This is a genomic window from Isosphaeraceae bacterium EP7, from assembly GCA_038400315.1.
Taxonomy (GTDB): Bacteria; Planctomycetota; Planctomycetia; order Isosphaerales; family Isosphaeraceae; genus EP7.
The window spans coordinates 4,152,877-4,173,054 of sequence record CP151667.1; the positions used below are offsets into that span (position 1 = coordinate 4,152,877).

Consider the following 20,178-nt stretch of genomic DNA (forward strand, 5'->3'; position numbering starts at 1 on the left):
TTTATGAGAATTTGGGGGATATGGGTTGGATGGGGACTTATTCAGATTCCGAGTAGCGAAAATTCGTCAGTCCCGTCATCCAGAATTTCACCAAATTGCGTCGGTCGTGCTGGGTGTCGGATTGGCGAAATGGTGGAATTTCTCCTGCGGTACGAAACCTGCCTTATAGCTACCCGCAAAGCACCTCCGACGTTCATCGACTTGCAGTGCTCGCGGGAGAAACTCATGAGGCTTGGAACTCGCAGGCGTGGCGACTATTCTGCTTCATGGAATGCGGTCGAAGGGGACCGAACACAGATCCGTGTGGGTCGAGGCATGGCCGAGATCGTTCGGCTCGGCCAGGGTGATCCGATCGTCATGGTCCCGGGTCTCGCGGGGGGCTGGAAGCTGCTGGCGCCCCTGGCCAGGTCGCTCGCCCGCACGCATCAGGTCGTCCTCTATGATATGAGGGGCGATCGCGACTGGATCGGCTCGCCGAGCGCCCTGGATCTCGGCGAATATGCCGATGACCTGGCCGGCGTGATCGAGGGGACTGGCCTCGAGCGGCCGGCCGTTTTCGGCGTCTCCTTCGGCGGTGCCGTCGCGCTCGAGTTCGCTCTGTCCCATCCGGGACACGTCTCATCCTTGATTCTCCAGGGTGTCGAAGCTCAGTTCGAGCGCACCATCGGCTCGCATATCGCCCGCTGGGCCCTGGAACGCTTCCCTCTGCCCGCCGATAGCCGGTTCATCAACCAGTTCTTCAACTTGCTGCATGGCAAGAAGCCCCAGCCGGGCCCCCTGGTCGACTTCATCGCCGAGCGGATCTGGAAGACCGACCAGTCGGTGATCGCCAACCGGCTCGCCCTGGTCGAGCAGTTCGACGTCTCCGACCGCCTCTGGCAGCTCGACCTGCCGACGTTGGTGATGGCCGGATCGCGCGACGCGATCATCACCCCGGCTCGCCAGCGGATGTTGGCCGATTCCATCGCCGGCTCGAAGTTCCAGGCCATCGAGGGGGCGGGGCACGTCGGCTTCCTCACGCACCGCAAGGAAACGGCCGCCGCCGTCCGCGGCTTCGTCCGCAGCCTGGCCCATTCTTCCTGCTAATCGAGCGATCGTCCGGACCGGCTTACCGTTTCCCGGAGAGCCGCCTTGCTGCTGAGCCTGACCCTCGAACGGGCCCTCCGTTGGGCGGCGACCTGCCATCAGGGGCAGGTTCGCCGGGGGAGTAACGCCCCCTACGTGGAGCATCTCGTCGGGGTCGCCTGGATGCTCGACCGCCTCGGGTATCCCGAGCACGTCGTCATCGCCGGCCTGCTCCATGACGTCGTCGAGGACACGCCTGCCACCCTGGCCGAGGTCGAAGCCTCGTTTGGCGCCGACGTCGCAGCGATCGTCGGGCATTGCAGCGAGGTCAAGCTCGACGAAGCTGGTGCCCAGCGGCCCTGGGCCGACCGCAAGCGAGATCACCTGGCCGCCCTGACCCTGGCCCCTGCCGAGGCCAGGGCCGTCGCGCTGGCCGACAAGGTGCACAACCTCCTGAGCATCGCCCTCGACCTGCGAGAGGGGCGCGACGTCTGGTCGCAGTTTCACGCCGACCGGGCACGGGTGCTGGCCTATTACCTCGAGGCCATCCGGACCCTGGGTTCGGGCGATGCGCGGCTCTCGAAGCTCTCCGCCGAGGCGACGGAACTCCTTGCCTTGATCGGGGATTGAGTGTTGTCACCCGAAAACTTTCGAAATCATCGCTTCTGCCCGTTGATCCTCGATGCCTCGAGGCTATATTGAAGGTGTCGGACGCGGCAGACGAAGCCCGGACGACTGGGTCGTGCGGACGTGGCACGACTGGCCGAAGCCCGCTCCTGCTCGAGGCTGGACTCCCTCAGGACCGGGGTGGCTTTTCCGGAAGGAGGTGATCACGTGTGTAGTGAGAACCAGAGGCGGCTCGCCTAACGGCGACTGACGGGTTGCCCGTCGGGCAGCCGCATCTTCCGCTGACACGGTCAGCACGACCCGGCCAGGCCAGCAATCAAGCCGGCCTGGCTGGGTTTCTCAATAGATTCACAGGCCAGTTTCAAGACAGAGGCGAGTGAGTCGGTGAACGCGTCGTCCTTCGGTCAGTATGGCTTCGGCTCCTTTACCGCTTGGTGGTACCGGTTTTTTACCGGGATCGCCGATCGAGGTGCCGGGCCGTGGACTGACCGACCTTAGACGAGTCGTCCACCGATTCACTCTCTCGCGAGAGAATTCGAAGCCCCGGGACCTGATCGGTCCCGGGGCTTTTTTTTGTCCCCAGATTTTCCACGAGGGCGGCCCACCGTGATTGTCGTGATGAAACCAGGCGCATCTTCCGAGCAAATCAACCACATGGTCGCCCACATCACGGCCCTGGGCATGAGCCCTCAGGTGCTCGTCGGCACCCAGCGAACCGTGATCGCGGCCATCGGCGAGGAGCGTGCAGGCCTCCTGGAAGCCCTCGAGCCCGGCGAAGGGGTGGAGAAGGTCTTGCCGATCGTCGCCCCCTACAAGCGGGCCAGCTCCGAGCTGAAGCGCGAGCGGACGGTGGTCCGGGCCCTCGGCCTGGAGATCGGCGGCACCAAGGTCGCCGTCATCGCGGGCCCCTGCACGGTCGAGAGCGAGGCCCAGATCGTCGGCCTGGCCGTTCAGCTCAAGGAGAAGGGTGCCCACGGGTTGCGCGGCGGTGCCTACAAGCCCAGGACGAGCCCGTACAGCTTCCAGGGGCACAAGGAAGACGGCCTCAAGATGCTTGCCGCCGCGCGTGACGTGACCGGCCTGGCCATCGTCACCGAGGTCATGGCTCCCGAGCACGTCCCCCTGGTGGCCAAATATGCCGATATGCTCCAGATTGGCGCCAGGAATATGCAGAATTACCAGCTCCTGCAGGCCGTGGGCGAGTCCGGCAAGCCGGTCCTGCTCAAGCGAGGGATGAGCGCGACGATCGAGGAATTCCTGCTCGCCGCCGAGTACATCCTCGACCGAGGCAACCCCGACGTGGTCCTCTGCGAGCGGGGCATCCGCACCTACGAGACCCACACCCGGTTCACGCTGCCGCTGGCCACCGTCCCCTACCTTCAGGAGAAGAGCCACCTCCCCGTGGTGGTCGACCCCTCGCACGGCACGGGCAAGGCCAGCCTGGTGCTGCCGATGGCCAAGGCCTCCGTGGCCGCGGGCGCCGATGGCCTGATCGTCGAGGTTCACGACGATCCGGAGCACTCCTTCAGCGACGGCTCGCAGACGATCACGCCGGCCGCCTTCAGCCTGATGATCGACCAGTGCCGCCGGGTTGCCGAGGCCGTCGACCGCTCGCTCTGAGCTCGATCCTCGACGCCGCGCAAAGCCGCCGGATCGCCCTTGGCCATCCGGCGTGCCCGTTGTATCATCCCCGCCGCCCGAGTCGGCGCGCACCCATCGCGTGCGCCCGGCCGGCGATGGCACGTAAGCCCCGGCACGTCCGGGCGTCGGCAAGGAGGCCGTACGGTGACTCGAAGCCAGACATCCCGGCCGCACCGCGGCGCCTCGAAGCTGGGCCTCCTCGCCCTGGTGCTCTCCCCCCTGGTCGCGGTTGGCTGCGCCAATTTCCAGGGGACGACCGCCGCGAGCTTCATGAAGACGCTGCAGACCAGCGACGACCCCAACCGCCGCTACGTCGCCTATTCCAAGCTCGGCTCGGCGAATTGCTACGACACCCCCGAGCAGCGTGAGCAGGCCGTCAAGATCATGGTCGCCAGCCTGGAGTCGGGCAAGGAACCGATCGCCACCCGTGCGATGATCTGTCGGAGCCTGGGCAGCCTCGCCCTCCCCGAAGGCCGTGGCGCGCTCTTGAAAGCCGTGCAAGACCCCGACGGCGTGGTCCGCACCGAGGCCTGCCGCGCGCTCGGTCGAGTGGCCCAGCCCGAGGACGCCACCGTCTTCGCCCGGGTCATGGCCGTGGAGACGATGGAAGATTGCCGGATCGCCGCCATCGAGGCCATCGGCGCGATGAAGGCCAAGGACCAGCGGGTCCAGTCGATGCTCGTCAGCGGGCTGGAAGACGACGACCCCGCCATCCGCCTGGCCTCGTTGAACGCCCTCCGCGCCATCGCCGGCAAGGACCACGGGATGCTCGCCACCGACTGGACCACCGCCCTGAATCTGCCCACAACGTCCCCCGCCAAGCCCGACCCCGCCGCCGCTGTCGTCGAGGCCCCGACCTTGCCCCAGCGTGCGCCCGAGGACACGCAGACCCAGCCCGCAACCTACCCGGGCTTGCCGCCGATCCCCTGATCGCGGGCTCACGCGATAGACTTCGCACCCGGTCAGGCTAGACTTGAAGTAGCCGGGGCCGGCTCGATTCGTCGTGCGTCGAGCTGGATGTCGAGCACGCCCCGGCTGACCCGGATCGGGGCATTGTCTTCAATGCCCCGCGTTCGAGCGTTCGTCACTCGAGCGGGGCGTTCCCATGAGCCGCCTGAGCTCGATCGATCTTGCGAGCAACCCGGCAGGGGCGTCGCCGGCCCTCCTCGCCAGCGTTGCGTCCGCTCGCGTCTTGATCTCCACCGGCGACGGGATCGAAGATCGGACCGATTGGGTCGTGGTCGAGGAGCCGCTGGAGATCCGCGCCGGCGGCTTCGGCCAGGCTCCGATCAGCGTCGCCGTCACCATGCGCACGCCCGGCCATGATCCCGAGCTTGCCGTGGGGTTCCTCTGGACCGAGGGGCTGATCGCCCCGGGCGTCGAGGTCATCTCGGCCACTCCCTGCGGGCCGAAGGGGCCCGATGGGGGTTCCAACGTCATCCGGGTTGTCCTATCGGAACCCTTCGACGGCTCGGGCTTGAAGCGGAACTTCTTCGCCACGTCGAGTTGCGGCATCTGCGGCAAGGCAACCCTCGATCAGGTCGCCCTGCGTTGCCCGGTTGTGGCGCCCGGCCCCGTCGTGGGTCGTTCCACGCTCCTGGAACTCCCCGGCCTGCTGCGGCAGGCGCAGGCGGCGTTCGACCGGACCGGCGGCCTGCACGCGGCGGGGATCTTCGACGCCGACGGCCTGCCGATTGCCGTTCGAGAGGATGTCGGCCGGCACAACGCGGTGGACAAGCTGATCGGCCGGGCCTTGCTCGACGGCAAGCTGCCACTCTCCGGGCACATCTTGATGGTTTCGGGCAGGACGAGCTTCGAGATCTTGCAGAAGGCCGCCGCGGCCGGCCTGCCCATCGTCTGCGCCGTCTCGGCGCCTTCCAGCCTGGCGATCTCCGCGGCCGATCAACTGGGAATCACGCTCGTCGGCTTCCTCAGGGGCTCGACGTTCAATCTCTATACCCATCCGGGACGCATCGACGCGGGCCGCTGACGGTCTACGCGAGGGGGTTCTATGTCCGTTCTCGATCCGAACAGCAAGACCGTAGCGGGACCGGCGAACGAGGCGGGCGCGGCCCCCGTCGAACTGGCCCAGATCGACCTCCGGCCCTATCATCACGCGGCCGGCGGCCTGGGCGCCATCGTCAGCACGTTCAAGCAGTCCTTGCCGCAGATGGGCGTCGTGCGCACGGGCCTGACTCTCTTGAGGCTCAACCAGCCGGGCGGCTTCGACTGCCCCTCGTGCGCCTGGAGCGAGCCCGACCCCGCCCATCGGGCCATGGCCGAGTTCTGCGAGAATGGCGCCAAGGCCGTCGCCGCCGAGGCGACCCTCGCGCGCTGCACCCCCGAATTCTTCCGCGAGTGGTCGGTCACCCGACTCCTGGATCAGCCCGACCACTGGCTCGAAGCCCAGGGGCGACTCACCCATCCGATGCTCCTTCGCGAGGGCTCCGACCACTACGAGCCCGTCTCCTGGAGCGAGGCCATCGGCCTCATCGCTGCCGAGTTGAAGGCCCTCGGCTCGCCCGACGAGGCCATCTTCTACACGTCGGGCCGGACGAGCAACGAGGCCGCGTTCCTCTATCAACTCTTCGTCCGGATGACCGGCACGAATAACCTGCCCGACTGCTCCAACATGTGCCACGAATCCACCAGCGTGGGCATGGCCGAGACCCTCGGCGTGGGCAAGGGAACCGTCTCGATCGAGGATTTCAACCACGCCGACGCCATCTTCCTGATGGGCCAGAACCCGGGGACCAATCACCCGCGGATGCTCACCACCCTGGAACACGCGGCCAGGCGTGGCTGTCATATCGTCGCCATCAACCCGATCCACGAGCTTGGCCTGTCCAGATTCGCCCATCCCCAGAGCCCGGTCGACATGCTCACCGGCGGCCGGCAAATCTGCGAGCTGTTCCTGCAGGTACGCATCAACGGCGACGTCGCCCTCCTGAAGGGGATCATGAAGGAAGTGCTTGAGGAGGAGCGTCGCCGCCCCGGCGAGGTCCTCGACCACCGCTTCATCGACGCCCACACCTCGGGCTTCCGGGAGTTCGCCGCCGACATCGAGGCCGCCTCCTGGGACGAGATCGTCGAGAGTTCCGGCATCGATCGGGAGCTGATTCGCAGCGCCGCGCAAATTTATATCAATGCGAAGGCGACCATCATCTGCTGGGCCATGGGACTGACCCAGCACAAGAACGGCGTCGCCAACATCAAGGAGATCATCAACCTCCTGCTGATGAAGGGAAACCTCGGCCGCCCCGGCGCCGGCCCCAGCCCCATCCGCGGGCACAGCAACGTGCAGGGCGACCGGACGATGGGCATCTACGAGCGCCAATCCGACGCCGTGCTCGACGTGCTCGCCAAGACGTTCGACTTCGAGCCCTCACGCGAACACGGCTACGACGTCGTTGCGGCCGTCAAGGCGATGCACGAGGGCAAGGCCCGCGTCTTCCTCGCGATGGGCGGCAACTTCCACTCCGCCGCGCCCGACACCCATTACACCGCCGAGGCCCTGCGCAACTGCCGCCTCACCGCGCACGTCTCCACCAAGCTCAACCGCTCGCACCTGGTCCATGGCAAGCTCGCCCTGATCCTGCCCTGCCTGGGCCGCACCGATCTCGACATCCGCGGCTCAGGGCCGCAGTTCGTCACCGTCGAAGACTCGATGAGCAACATCCACTCCTCCGAGGGGAAGCTGACCCCCCCCTCCGAGCACCTGCTCAGCGAGCCCGCCATCGTCTGCGCCCTGGCCGAGGCTGTCCTCCCTCCCAACCCGCGCCTCGACTGGCCCGCGATGGCGGAGAACTACGACCTCATCCGCGACCAGATCGCCAAGGTGCACCCCGACTTCCACGACTTCAACGCCCGCGTGCGCGTCCCCGGCGGCTTCATTCTTCCCAGCCCGGCCAACGCCTACAACTTCAAGACCGAGACCAAGAAGGCCATGTTCACCGTCCAGCCCATCCCCCACATCCCGCTGGGCCCCGGGCAGTTCCTGATGATGTCCATCCGCAGTCACGACCAGTACAACACGACCATCTACGGGCTGGATGACCGCTACCGGGGCGTCTACAACGAGCGCCGGGTCGTCTTCCTCAACCCCCTGGACATCGACGACTTGGGCCTCGTCCCCAAGCAGGTCGTCGACCTCATCGGCGAGTATGGCGAAGAGCGTCGCTACGCCCCCCGCTTCATCGTCGTCCCCTACGATATTCCCCGCCGCTGCGCCGCCACCTACTACCCCGAGACCAATGTCCTCGTCCCCGTCGACGACAAGGCCGACTACAGCTTCACCCCCGCCTCCAAATCCACCGTCATCCGGATCGTACCCGCCGGGACGAGTTGATGCTCAAGGCAGGTTGTAGTCGCGGAGGAACTCGGCCGGCGGGTTCTCGGCGGGGATGGTGATTGACTCGATGGGGATATTACCGGGGCCGCTCAGGTCATACTTGCCGGCGGGGAGCAGGATCCTGTATCGGCCGGCTTCATCGGTCCCTCCGGAGAATCGAATTCGCATTTGCTGATTGAATTCGGCGCCCTCGCGGCGAATCTTTTCGGGTATGCTGCCGAGTTCGATCCTTGCATCGAGATATTGGAGGGGGGCAGGGACGGCCATTATCCCCTTGGTGACCGTCCCGTGCATCCAGGTCCCGTGCCGGAGGATCATGTCCTCGGCTTCGGTCCGCTCGCCAGGTCTCGTGATCAGGACGGACTTTCCGAAGCCTATCAAGTCGCCCTTAGTCGCGGTTACAACGTAGGCGAGATTGCTGTTCGTTAACATTGAATATCGCCCTTCGCTGTCCGTGACGTCGGTCCCTGGTATTTCCATCGGAAAGTTACCGCCGGAGCCAAATCCCTTCGCCTTGACGCCAGCACCGCTCACCGGTTGCCCGTCAGCGGTCCTGATGATGCCCGAAAGGTGGCTAAAGCGGACGTGGGCGAGGATCTGATCGGTCTCAATCGAAGTCGATAGCCGTGGGAGTACGTTCTTTGGATGGTATTCGTGCGAGTCTGTGAAGACGTTGACCGGGTCTCCGATGTCTCGCGGCAGCCAGTCGACGACCGCGACTCCGTCTTGGCCTGTCTGGGTCTTTGAGAATCGCCCCAGGCCACCCGAAACATCCACCCCAGCGACCTTGAAGAGTGGAACGGAGAGATTTAATTCGGGGATGGGCTCGCCCCGTTCATCCACCGCCTTGATCTTCAGCGGCGGCCCAACGCCTTCAAGCTTCATGGAGATCGAATCGGGCAGAGGATGAGTGGGAGCTGTGACATTCGAGTTCGGACGGGTTGATACAAATGCGATTCCAACCTTAGGTTTCAAGGCCGCTACGCTGGCCTTCGCCAAGTCTACCGGCATCGAAAACGAGAGGTGCCCATCCGGTCCCGTCTCTCCTTCGAAGACGCAGGTCCAATCGGACATCGCCACAATCGAGGCCCCGGCGACCGGATTTTCCTCTGCGTCGACCACAAGAACGCGGATCGTACGCCCAGTCTTGACGACAATTCGGACGGGTTCAGTTCGCTTCAATGCACCGACGCCAAAGACACCGAGGCGACCATCATCGGTCTTCGCCACCAGGCTGAAGCTGTGATGATCCATGAGAAGTGACATGTCCTGAATCGAGACAGAAAACTCTCCGTCGAGTCCGGTCCGGCATCTCCATTCTTTGAGATCTCGATAGAGGACCATCGCGCCAGCGACGGGCTTTCCAGCCTCGTCGACCACCTGGCCCGACATGGTTGCCCTGGAATACCGGCTGTCTTCGTCGGCGGGCGATGGTTGCGGCGCCGAGGCGAGCCAGCAAGCTAGGAGGAGAAAAGAACGGGCGTGGTGGGCGCTCCTCGATTCGAGCATGCGGGATTCTCGTTCGACGTGATTTCGAGATCTGTCTGGGAGAGCGGTGCGATCCAGGCTAGCAGAGCCCAGTGGGCGATTCTCGGAATTCCAGCGGGCGGGGTCGGAATCGAGTTGGGTCTGACCTTGCACGCGGGCGCAAGGGGACGGGACAATCGTTTAGTAGGGTGGGCGGGCGAACCGTCGGGCGGGGTTTTGTGTCCGGGACGGACGCAGGGGGCTTGGCTCGGGCGCGGGGCTCGGTGGGTCGGTCGGGCTTTCGAGGTGACATGGATACGCATACGCTGGGTTTGCTCGACTTCGACAAGATCCGCGCGATCGTCGCCACGTATGCGGCCTGCTCGCTGGGCAAGGGCGAGGCCCGGGGGATGGAGCCGAGCATCGAGCCAGGAGTCGTCCGCGAGTCGCAAGCCCTGACGACCGAGATGGCCGAGGCGCTTTCGGCCGGGATCTCGCCCCCGTTCGGCGGGCTTCATGACATCCGGCCGCTTGTCAGGCGCGCCCAGATCGGCTCGACGCTGGCCGCCGAGGAGCTGGCCGAGACGGTCGAGACGTTGCATGCCGTCGAGGGATTGGGGCGGTGGCTCAAGAAGGTGGGCGAGGAGTTCCCCAGGCTGGGAGGGATGGCGCTGGGGGTCGGGGAGTTCGCCGGGGTCGTCAACGCGATCGAGGCTTGCCTGGACAGCCGCGGGAATGTGCTGGATACCGCCAGCCGCCGACTGTCGGTGATCCGCGGCGAGATCCGCAAGGTCGAGGAGCAGATCCAGGAGATCCTCAAGCGGATGCTGCGGTCGCCCGAGATCAAGCGCATCCTCCGCTTTCCCAACTTCACGATGGTGGGCGAGCACTACGTCCTGCCCATCTCCAAGGATCACCGGGGCGAGATCCAAGGGTCGGTGCACCGCACCAGCGCCAGCAACGAGACGGTCTACATCGAGCCCCAGGCCATCGCCGAGAGGTCGGCCCAGCTCTCGTTCCACAAAGCTCAGGAAGCCAAGGAGATCCGGCGGATCTTGCGGTACCTGAGTGCCCAGGTGGGCCAGGTGGCGGAGTCGCTGCTGGAAAGCCTGGAAACCCTTTCGCAGCTTGACCTTATCTTTGCTCGGGGGCGGTACAGCCTCGACTTCAGGATGAGCCCGCCGGACCTCAACCAGGAGGGGAAGCTGTCCCTCAGAGGCGCCCGGCACCCGATCCTGGAATCGCTGTTCCGCGCCGAGGCCCAGCCCAGAAAACGAAACGAACCCGAACCGGGCGAGGAGGCGGAGGCCGAGGCCGCCCAGCCCGAGCTGCCGCCGAAGGCGCGGACGGTCACCCCGATCGACGTCCACCTGGGCATCCAGCACCAGATCCTGATCGTCACCGGGCCCAACACGGGCGGCAAGACGGTGGCCATGAAGACGATCGGCCTGCTGGCGGTGATGGCCCAGTGCGGCCTGCACATCCCGGCCAGCCAGGGTTCGCAGCTCCCCTTCTTCGATGACGTGCTGGCCGATATCGGCGACGAGCAGAGCCTGGAACAGTCGCTGTCCACCTTCTCGTCGCACGTCCGGCGGGTCTCGGAGATCTTCAAGCGGGCGACCCCTCGCTCGCTGATCTTGATGGACGAGATGGGCGCGGGGACCGACCCGATCGAGGGGGCCGCGCTGGGGCGGGCGATCCTCGACGAGATCGACAGCGTTGGCTGCCTGGCCCTGGTGACGACGCATATCGGCGACCTGAAGACTTACGCGTTCAACAACCCGAGGGCCCAGAATGCGGCCGTCGAGTTCGACCTTGAAACGCTCAAGCCGATGTACCGCCTGCACATCGGCGACGTCGGCCAGTCGAACGCCCTGGAGATTGCCCGCCGCCTGAACCTGCCCGAGCACCTTGTCGAGCGTGCGTCGCGGTATCTCAACCAGGCGAGGGGGGCCGATCAGCCGGAGCTGGAGATGCTTCAGAAGCTCCGCAGGGAGGCCGAGGTGGCGAAGCTCGCGGCGTTGCAGAGCCAGGCCGAGGCCGAGCAGACGCGCGAGGCCCTGAACAGGCGGCTGGCCGACCTGAACCAGCAGACCGAGATCGACGCGCGCCTGGTCGAGGCCCGCGCCAGGCTCCAACCCGGCGACCGCGTCGTCGTCCCGAGGTTCGGCTACGACCGGCCCGGACGGGTCGTGAAGATCGACGCCCGCAAGAAAACGGCGTCGGTCGCCATCGGCCGGATGAACTGGGACGTCCCGATCGAGGAGCTGATCCCCCAGATCATCAAGACCCCCGACATCGGCCCCGACACACCGCCGGCGGGGAAGAAGTTCGGCCGGTTCGACGACTTCAAGGGCTGAGCCCCGGTCAGTCTTGCTTCGGCCCGCGTCGGACCGAGCCGAGCAGGTAGGTGGTCTTGGACTGGGACTCGTAGTAGGTGCGCATCACCATCTCGGCAAGCACGCCGAGCATGATGCTCTGCAACCCGCCCAGGAAGAACATCACCGCGAGCAAGGGGAGGGGGGTCTCCACGAACGTCTTGGGCGGGAGATTCCAGCCCATCGGCCAGGGAAAGATGTACTTGAAGTAGAGCATCGCCGCGAACGAGAGGATGCTGAGCAGGATCGACCAGAGCCCGATCCGGCCGAAGAGGTGGATCGGCCGCTGGGAATAGCGTTCGAGGAACCGGATCAGGATCAGGTCGAGCACTACGTTGAAGATCCGGCCCAGCCCGTACTTGGTCCGGCCGGCGGTCCTCGGTCGGTGGTTGACGACCATCTCGGTGACCCTCGCCCCCTGCCAGGTGGCGTAGACCGGGATGAATCGGTGCATCTCGCCGTAGAGCCTGATCCCTTCGAGCACCCGCCGGCGATATGCCTTCAGGGTGCAGCCGAAGTCGTGGAGCGGGACGTGCGAGAGCCGGGCGACGATCCGGTTGGCGACCCACGACGGGATCCGCCGGGAGATGAGCTTGTCCCGCCGGTCGCGCCTCCAGCCCGAGACCACGTCGAAGCCTTCATCCAGCCTGGCCAGCATCCTGGGGATATCCGCCGGGTCGTTCTGGAGGTCGCCGTCGATCGGCACCAGGACCGACCCCCTGGAAAGGTCGAGCGCCGCCGAGAGCGCCGCCGTCTGGCCGCAATTGCGGCGCAGGGATGCGACCAGGACGTGCTCGGGGTCGGCCGCCTGGATCGCCTCCAGCCGGTATGCGGTTCCGTCCGTCGACCCATCGTCCACGAAGATGATCTCGTAACGCAGGCTCGTCTGAGCCAGCGCCTCGGTCAGCTCGCGGTGCAGCGGGCCGACGTTCTCGAGTTCGTCGTGCACCGGGATCAGGATCGACAGGTCGATGGGCAGGGCATCGGTGTCGGTCGTGGGCGAGTCGTCGATGATGTCGGGTTGCATCAGGCGATGAACTGCTTGAGGTAGCGGCCGGCGATTCGCAGGGCCTCTTTCCGCTTGTCGAGGGAGCCTTCGAAGGCACGATCCTCGACCTCGATGGCGACGTGCCCGTCATAGCCGGCGTCGGTCAGGGCGCCGAAGAACTTGCCCCAGTGGATGTCGCCCATCCCGGGGATCTTGGGCGTGTGCCAGAGCCCCGGATACGACAGGACCCCGTGGTCGTTCACCGAGTCGAGGTCGAGCCTCGCGTCCTTGGCATGGACGTGAACCAGCCGACTCTTGAAGTCCTTCATCGGCCTGAGGTAGTCCATCTGCTGCCAGACCATGTGCGACGGGTCGTAGTTCAGGCCGAAGGACTTGCTGGGGATCGCCTCGAACATCCGCCGCCAGATCGCCGGGCTGGTCGCCAGGTTCTTGCCCCCCGGCCATTCGTCGGCCGAGAACAGCATCGGGCAATTCTCGATTCCGATGCGCACCCCTCGCTCCTCGGCGCGGCCGATCAAGGGGGTCCAGACCTCCAGGAATCTCGGCCAGTTGGCGTCGACCGTCCTGGCCGGGTCGCGGCCGATGAAGGACGTGACGGTGTCGAGTCCCAGTTCAGGCGCCAGGTCGATGACCGTCCGGAGGTGGTTGATGGCGACTTCGGACTCGGCGGCGTCGGCCGACAACGCGTTGGGATAATAGCCCAGGGCCGAGGCGACGACGCCGGTCGTCTCGAATAACGTCTTCAGCCTCGTTCGGGTCTCCTCGACCGGCTGGCTGGCGTCGATGTGGGTCGTGCCCGCGTATCGCCTCAGGGCCTTGCCCGGCGGCCAGCACATGACCTCGACGCTGGCGAAGCCCGCCTCGCCGGCGAACTCGAAGACCTCTTCGAGGGTCAGCTCCGGGAAGATCGCCGAGACGAATCCGAGTTGCATCGCGGTCGATCCCCTCATCCCCATTCAATCGTGGCTTGGCCCCATCTTAAGGGGCGTCCGCGGGCGAATAAAGGCCGCGCATCTGGAAAGCTCGGATCATGGGTCAGTAGCGCATGAATCCGAAGACCATCCCGACGAGCAGTCCGCCCACATGAGCCCCGTTGGCGATCGGGCCCACGACTCCGGTCATGCAGATGATCAGCCAGATGACCATGATGTTGACCACCTGCGGGCGGATGGCGATGCCGTCGCCGAGGTCGAAGATCGTCTTGCCCCAGAGGTAGCCGAACAGGGCGTAGACCACCCCCGACATCCCCCCGAACAGGGTCGGGACGCCGTGGGAATGGACCGACCAGGCATGCTGCGCGAAGTTGGAGAGGAGGGCCGAGACCAGGACCAGGACGGCAAGCTTCCCGATCCCCTTGCGGTCTTCGATCAGGCGACCCAGGTCGAGCATCCACCACATATTGAAGAGCAGGTGGAAGCCGTCGAAGTGGACGAAGATCGGCGTGATCGCCCGCCAGATCTGCCCCTGCCCGAGCTTGCCGAAGCCCATCGGGTCATCCAGGACGACGTGCCGCCCGAGGATGTGGTACGAGTCGAACGTGAGGTAGCGGAGGATCGAGGTGTAGTCGTGGCCGAAGTTCGTCGCCAGCGAGGCGGCGATGCTCGTGAGGATGAGCACCGAGGTCAGCGGCCGACGCCGCCACTCGGACAGCGTGCTGCGTTCGCTCACATGACGGACCTGCTTGCGATACGACTTCTCCGCGCGTTCTTCCTCGCGACGCACCTTCCCGGCGACCTCCTGGGCCGCCCTGAATCTGGCGTCGTCGGGCGAGGCCATGAACTCGGAGTAGGCCTCGCGGGCGGCCGGCAGCCGGTTCTCGTCGATAACCCAGATGACCCGGCCGTCGGGCCCGGTCATCTCTTTCGAGTCGATGCTGAGGCTGAGGAGGTAGTCGACGAACCGCGCCGCCTGTTTCGGATCCTCGATGGTGCCGATCTGCCGCATGGATGACTCGCCTGGGGGGAAGGGCATGCCGAATGAGCGGCCGATCCAGGCGAGTATGCCGGGCTCAGGCCGAGGCGGTCAACCGGTTCGGCACCTGCCGGCCCGTCCGGTCCTCGGCCTCGGTCGCCTCCTCATGGTACTCCGCGTCGGTGTTGACCTTCCAGGGATCGAACGTGCCCAGGCCCAGGATGTTCCGCGCCGCGAGCACGGCGGTCATCATCGAGTGGTCCTGATTGTTGTACTTGTGCATGCCGTTGCGGCCGGCCAGCTCCAGGTTCGACAGGTTGCTCAGCCAGCCACGGACCACGTTCAGGTGGTCGCGATAGCTGTCGTCGTAGACCGGATACGCCTTGGGCATCCGGACGACGCAGCCGTCGACGACGTCGCCGGCCGAGATCAGGCCGATCGAGTCGATCTCACGCGTCCCGAGCGCGATCAGGTCGGCGTCGGACTTGCTCCAGAGGTCATCCCCCTCGAAGCAGAAGTATTCCAGGCCGAGGCTCGACATCGAGGGGTCGGGGACCAGGTGGGGCGACCAGTTCTTGAAGTTCTGGACGCGGCCCAGCTTGACGTCCGGCTCGTGAACGTAAATCCAGTTGTCCGGGAAGGTTTCGGCCTTCTTGACGATGAGCACCACCGTCAGGAAGTCGCGATACTTGAGTGACTCGGCCGCGTGGACAACCTCAGCGGGAGGCTGGGGGTTCATGCCGCGGATCAGCTCGCGGATCGGCAGGGTCGAGAGGAAGTGCTTGCCGAGGTAGCGCGTCTGCTTGCCCTGCTGGTCGCGGGTGACCACGGAGTTGACCGCCGACCCGTCGTGCTCGATGCTCACGACGCGGCTGTCCATGTGCACACCGCCGCCGTCGGCTTTCACGCGGTCGCGGGCCATCTCCCACATCTGGCCCGGGCCCAGGCGGGGGTACTGGAAGGTGTCGATGAGGGTCTTGATGACCTCGCCCTTGCCCTTGGTCTTGCGGCCGAAGGAGGGCATCAGGGCGGTCCAGACGGCCCGGAAGAGGCTCAGGCCCTTGATGCGCTGGGCGGCCCAGTCGGCCGACATCTCCGAGGTGGGCATGCCCCAGACCTTCTCGGTGTAGGTCTTGAAGAAGATCTCGAAGAGCAGGCGGCCGAAGCGGTTGACCACCCAGTCTTCGAAGCTTCGCTCGGGCTTGATGGGCTGGAGCCGGGCCTTGATGTAGCTGGCCACGATCATCAACGACTTAATCGGCCCGAGCTGGCTGAGGGCGTTGACCGGCTTCAGCGGATAATGGAAGAACTTGCGGTTGTAGTAGATCCGGCTCAGGCGCGACCGGGTGATGAGCTGGTCGCCCAGGATCTCGGCCCAGATCGCGTTGACCTCGTCGCTCTTGGAGAAGAACCGGTGGCCGCCGATGTCGAAGCGGTAGCCCTTGTACTGGTCGGTCCGGCTGATGCCGCCGACCAGCTTGGGGTCGGCCTCCAGCACCACGCAGGGGTGTCCGTGGCGCGACAGCTCGAACGCGGCGGTGAGCCCGGCTGGGCCCCCTCCGGCGATCACCGTGTCATAGGCGGCCACGACGCCGACCTGGCCAGGCTCCTCGACCCGCGTCCAGCGGTGCGGCGGAAGTCCCGGGCGGGTCGTCTGGGTGTGGTGGCGCGGAGTGTCCGGTGCCATCGGGGCATCCCTTCCATCCATGGCGGAAGCCCGCGCGATTCCATTCCGCGCGAAGTTGCGAGCGTCCTCACCGATGAGATCGGCAGGGACGTGACGCGAGTTGTGGCAAATCGGCCCGAATCGGTCAAGGCCGCGGGGCCAGGCCTCCCGACCCGCCCACTCCGACCCTCCCAGGATGCAGGTCGAGATTCGGCCCGTGGAGTCGCCTCTTGGCGCCCAGGTCCTTGCCGCCGCCGACCCCCAGCAGCTGGCAGAGCCCCGCGATCAGCACATGCTTCGTGATATTCAGGCCGATGAAGCCATAGATGAATCCCTGGCGGAAGAGCCAGAAATTGATCGCGACCCCGGCGACCAGGCCAAGCATCGCCGTCACGCTGATCTGGAGTCCGCGTCGTTCCATATCAGGTTATTATGGGCCCGGGCCCGTCGCCCGGGAAGGAGACGCGCCCGGAATCCGGGGCCAAATTCAGTGACGAGTGCGCATCCGCGGTCCCCACTGGCCAAGCTCCGACCGCCGGTCTAGGATAGGCGCACGCTAGCAAATCCGTCGGGGCGGACGCGACCGACCTCCTGGTCGAGCGATGAGCCTGCGTGCGGGCCGGGGCAGCCTTCCCGGAACGACTCTTCGCACCCCAATCCCTAAGATTGACTATGTCGACAACGACCCCGCAGCCCTCGATCATGCGGCCCGAGTGGATCACGGTCATCGACCCCGTGCTCCAGAAGGAACTCGAGCAGCACGTCCTGGTCACCAACTGGGACAACCTGCTCAGCGTCGTCGACTCCGTCTACAACTGGGGCCGACGCTCCAGCCTCTGGCCGCTCGGCTTCGGCCTCGCCTGCTGCGCCATCGAGATGATCTGCACGGCCTCCAGCCGGTTCGACATCGCCAGGTTCGGCGCCGAGGTCTTCCGCGGCTCGCCCCGTCAGGCCGACGTCATGATCGTCTCCGGCACCGTCACCAAGACGATGATGCCGATGATCGCGCGACTGTACGACCAGATGCCCGAGCCCAAGTACGTCATCTCCATGGGCGCCTGCGCCAACGGCGGCGGCCCCTTCAAGGAAGGTTACAACGTCGTCTCCGGCGTGGATAAGTACCTGCCCGTCGACGTCTACATCCCGGGCTGCCCCCCCACGCCGCAGGCCCTCTTGAACGGCCTGATCGTCCTCCAGAAGAAGATCGACGGCGAGCGGATCACCCAGTCACCCTGGTATCTGGGCAACGTCGAGCGTGACGTGGCCGTGCCGGTCCTGGGCCCCGACCTGGTCGACCTCCGCCTGCTCGAAATCACCGCCGAGAAGACCGCGCAGGGCCTCTGCGAGGCTCGCGAGGAGACGCTCGTCAAGCCGACGATCCTCCCCGCCCCGCTGCCCGACGGCGTGGCCGAGCCCGAGCCGGCCCCCGTCGTCGCGGCCGAGGCGACGGCCGAAGGCGAGACGCCCGCCCCCGCCCCCAAGCCGGCCGCCAAGCCCGCCAAGAAGGTGAAAAAGGCCGAGGTCAAGCCCTCGCTCGTCTGGCTGGGCGACACCGGCCTGGCCGCCTTGAATGGCCGCATCAATGCCGAGTTCGGCGAAGGGGCCTCGGCCATCGTCCAGGCCGGGCTTCTCGTGCCGGCCAACAAGCTCGTCGCCATCTCCACCTATCTGCGGGACCGCAACTCGATCCTGTACGACTACCTCGTCAGTCTTCAGAGCGTCCATTACGAAGACTGCATCGAGGTCAGCTACCAGCTCGACAGCACCACCCAGCCGGGCAACCTGATCGTCCTCCGGGTCCGGACGTCGCAGGTCGAGGGCGAGGGCGAGGTCCCGTCGGTCATCTCCGTCTGGCGCGGGGCCGACCTCCAGGAACGCGAAGTCTACGACATGATGGGCGTCCGGTTCGCCGGCCACCCCGAGCTGAAGCGCATCCTGATGTGGGACGGCTACGCCTACTTCCCGCTCCGCAAGGACTTCCTCGAGCCGTACTACGAAGGGCCGACGAAGGTCTTCGACAGCCGGGTGGAAGAGGGCCAAGGCAAGCATTTCCGCGCCGAGGAGTTCAACCCCTACGGGTCGAACACCAAGATCCCCAAGGACTTCAAGGACTGGGCCTCGCTCGACCCGGCCGACGACACCAAGGGCAAGAACCTGATGCCCGCGGGGGTCTCGGTCGAGGAGCTGGGAAGCGACCAGTTCATCGTCAGCATGGGCCCGCAGCACCCGAGCACCCACGGGGTGTTCCGGATGAACCTGAGGGTCGACGGCGAGACGATCATCGGCCTGAAGCCCGTCATGGGCTACATGCACCGCAACCACGAGAAGATCGGCGAGCGCAACACGTTCCTGATGAACTTCCCGTTCACCGACCGGCTCGACTACCTGACGAGCATGGGCAACAACTTCGGCTACGCCCTGGCCGTCGAGCAGCTCATGGGCGACGACGCCAAGGTGCCCGAGCGGGCCGAGTATATCCGGGTCATCATGGCCGAGCTGACCCGCGTGGCCAGCCACATGTGGTCGATCGGCTTCCTGCTGAACGACCTGGGCGCCTTCTTCACGCCGGCCCTCTACGCGATCGAGGAGCGCGAGCTGATCCTCGACCTCTTCGAGTGGGCGGCCGGCAGCCGGATGATGTGCAACTACTTCCGGTTCGGCGGGGTCGCCTTTGACCTCCCCAAGGGCTGGATCGAGCGCTGCCGCGGCACCGTCTTCGACCGACTCGATGGCAAGATCGACGAGCTTGACCGGTTCCTGTCCAAGAACGAGATCTTGCTCGACCGTTGCAAGGGTGTCGGCGTCCTGAGCTCCGACCAGGCGATCAATTTCTCGACCGCCGGCCCCGTGCTGCGTGCCTCGGGCGTGGCGTATGACATCCGCCGGGCGGCCCCGTATAGCATCTACGATCGGTTCGACTTCAACGTGGTGACCGGGACCAAGGGCGACCTGTACGACCGCTACTATGTCCGGCTGCTCGAGATGCGCGAGAGCGTCAAGATCCTCAAGCAGGCCATCGACCAGATGCCCGCCTCGGGGCCGATCCTGCCGGGCAAGAAGAGCTATCAGATCAAGGTCCCGGCGGGCGAGGCTTACTCCCGGGTCGAGAACCCCAAGGGCGAACTCGGCTTCTACGTGGTGGCCGACGGCTCGGCGACCGCGTACCGCTACCACATCCGCAGCCCAAGCTTCATCAACCTGACCGCGCTCGAGCAGATGTGCCTGGGCCACACGATCGCCGACGTCGTCGGCATCCTGGGCAGCCTGGACATCGTGCTGGGCGAGGTCGATCGCTGAGCCGCGTCGGCCGGGCACCTTTCCTCCATCCTTGCCTCATTCGCGGGTCGTGCACATGGAACTCGGACAAGGGATCCTCGTCGGTCACTGGGTGACGCTCAGGCGTTTTCTGCTGACGTTCTGGCGCGACCTACGCACCGGCAAGGCCATCCATCGGCGGGGCGGCGGGCACATGCTCATCGACCTCTGGGGCTCGCCCAGGAGCCGGGCCGACACGCCCGTCGTCCAGCAAGACTTCAAAACCGACGGCCTTTTCACCGTCGAGTATCCCGACGAACGCCTGCCCGTCTACGAGCGGTTCCGCGTCCTGCCGGTCCTGCTCTACGACACCGAGGACGGCAACGTCCGCTGCACGTCCTGTAATATTTGCGCCAAGGTCTGCCCCCCCCAATGCATCTGGATGAGCCAGGCCAAGGGCCCCAAGGGAAACGTCCTGCCGCTGCCCGAAGAGTTCTTCATCGACATGGACGTCTGCATGAACTGCGGGCTCTGCTCGGAGTACTGCCCCTTCGACGCCATCAAGATGGACCAGAACTTCGAGCTGTCCAACTACGAGCGGCACCAGACGCACATCTATAGCCTGCAAGACCTGCTCGTCTCGACCGAGTATTACGCCAAGACCCACCCCGAGGCCTGGTCGAGCCCGGAGGAGGTGGCCGAGCGTAACAAGGTCGCCAAAAAGAAGGATCAGAGGCTGCAAAAGGCCCTCGGCGCGACCGCAGCGCCGGCCAAGCCCGCCCCCCAGCCGGCCAAGGCCTGAGGCCCT

15 protein-coding genes and 1 pseudogene are annotated in these 20,178 nt (G+C 65.7%); 10 read left to right on the forward strand and 6 right to left on the reverse strand.

Translation table 11 applies throughout. The features are described 5' to 3' along the window. The first annotated feature begins 315 nt into the window (after nt 1-315). From EP7_RS16065 to EP7_RS16090, 6 genes are all read left to right on the forward strand, one after another. Nucleotides 316-1,086, forward strand: coding sequence for an alpha/beta fold hydrolase (locus tag EP7_RS16065; RefSeq protein WP_463522455.1), 771 nt, complete (start codon nt 316-318; stop codon nt 1,084-1,086). Between the two features lie 45 nt (nt 1,087-1,131). Next, entirely contained in the window at nt 1,132-1,695 is a 564-nt protein-coding gene (locus tag EP7_RS16070) for an HD domain-containing protein (protein WP_463522457.1), read from the forward strand. Nucleotides 1,696-2,298: 603 nt separating this feature from the next. Then, a complete protein-coding gene (aroF, locus tag EP7_RS16075) occupies nt 2,299-3,312 on the forward strand; it encodes a 3-deoxy-7-phosphoheptulonate synthase (protein ID WP_463522459.1) in 1,014 nt (337 codons plus the stop codon). 165 nt (nt 3,313-3,477) lie between these two features. Further along, nucleotides 3,478-4,263, forward strand: coding sequence for a HEAT repeat domain-containing protein (locus EP7_RS16080; RefSeq protein ID WP_463522461.1), 786 nt, complete (start codon nt 3,478-3,480; stop codon nt 4,261-4,263). Between the two features lie 175 nt (nt 4,264-4,438). Next, complete coding sequence (gene fdhD, locus EP7_RS16085; RefSeq protein WP_463522463.1) at nt 4,439-5,323, forward strand: formate dehydrogenase accessory sulfurtransferase FdhD; 885 nt, start codon at nt 4,439-4,441, stop codon at nt 5,321-5,323. A 21-nt stretch (nt 5,324-5,344) separates the two neighbouring features. After that, complete coding sequence (locus EP7_RS16090; RefSeq protein ID WP_463522465.1) at nt 5,345-7,681, forward strand: FdhF/YdeP family oxidoreductase; 2,337 nt, start codon at nt 5,345-5,347, stop codon at nt 7,679-7,681. 3 nt (nt 7,682-7,684) lie between these two features. Here the strand turns inward: EP7_RS16090 and EP7_RS16095 are convergent, their stop codons facing one another. Continuing rightward, complete coding sequence (locus EP7_RS16095; RefSeq protein WP_463522467.1) at nt 7,685-9,193, reverse strand: carboxypeptidase-like regulatory domain-containing protein; 1,509 nt, start codon at nt 9,191-9,193, stop codon at nt 7,685-7,687. 269 nt (nt 9,194-9,462) lie between these two features. Between EP7_RS16095 and EP7_RS16100 the strand changes: the two genes are divergently transcribed. After that, entirely contained in the window at nt 9,463-11,511 is a 2,049-nt protein-coding gene (locus tag EP7_RS16100; RefSeq protein ID WP_463522469.1) for an endonuclease MutS2, read from the forward strand. A 7-nt stretch (nt 11,512-11,518) separates the two neighbouring features. On the opposite strand, the gene EP7_RS16105 is transcribed toward EP7_RS16100, so the two are convergent. The 5 genes from EP7_RS16105 to EP7_RS16125 form a co-directional block, all read right to left on the reverse strand. Beyond that, the gene (locus EP7_RS16105) at nt 11,519-12,556 is read right to left on the reverse strand and encodes a glycosyltransferase family 2 protein (protein ID WP_463522471.1); all 1,038 of its coding nucleotides are present in this window, start codon (nt 12,554-12,556) and stop codon (nt 11,519-11,521) included. Continuing rightward, a complete protein-coding gene (locus EP7_RS16110; protein ID WP_463522473.1) occupies nt 12,556-13,470 on the reverse strand; it encodes a sugar phosphate isomerase/epimerase family protein in 915 nt (304 codons plus the stop codon). The genes EP7_RS16105 and EP7_RS16110 overlap by 1 nt, the downstream gene beginning before the upstream one ends. Before the next feature lie 103 nt (nt 13,471-13,573). After that, nucleotides 13,574-14,482: a rhomboid family intramembrane serine protease gene (locus EP7_RS16115; protein WP_463522475.1), complete on the reverse strand. Its 909-nt coding sequence runs from the start codon at nt 14,480-14,482 to the stop codon at nt 13,574-13,576. 64 nt (nt 14,483-14,546) lie between these two features. Further along, a complete protein-coding gene (locus EP7_RS16120) occupies nt 14,547-16,136 on the reverse strand; it encodes an NAD(P)/FAD-dependent oxidoreductase (protein WP_463522477.1) in 1,590 nt (529 codons plus the stop codon). A gap of 124 nt (nt 16,137-16,260) precedes the next feature. Continuing rightward, nucleotides 16,261-16,536: a hypothetical protein gene (locus tag EP7_RS16125; RefSeq protein ID WP_463522479.1), complete on the reverse strand. Its 276-nt coding sequence runs from the start codon at nt 16,534-16,536 to the stop codon at nt 16,261-16,263. A gap of 281 nt (nt 16,537-16,817) precedes the next feature. Here EP7_RS16125 and nuoB point away from each other — a divergent pair. The 3 genes and pseudogenes from nuoB to EP7_RS16140 form a co-directional block, all read left to right on the forward strand. Continuing rightward, nucleotides 16,818-18,083: pseudogene (gene nuoB / locus EP7_RS16130) on the forward strand (NADH-quinone oxidoreductase subunit NuoB); the annotation flags it as partial. 189 nt (nt 18,084-18,272) lie between these two features. After that, nucleotides 18,273-19,412: an NADH-quinone oxidoreductase subunit D gene (locus EP7_RS16135; protein WP_463528427.1), complete on the forward strand. Its 1,140-nt coding sequence runs from the start codon at nt 18,273-18,275 to the stop codon at nt 19,410-19,412. A gap of 55 nt (nt 19,413-19,467) precedes the next feature. Further along, entirely contained in the window at nt 19,468-20,172 is a 705-nt protein-coding gene (locus EP7_RS16140) for a 4Fe-4S binding protein (protein WP_463522481.1), read from the forward strand. Nucleotides 20,173-20,178: the final 6 nt, after the last annotated feature.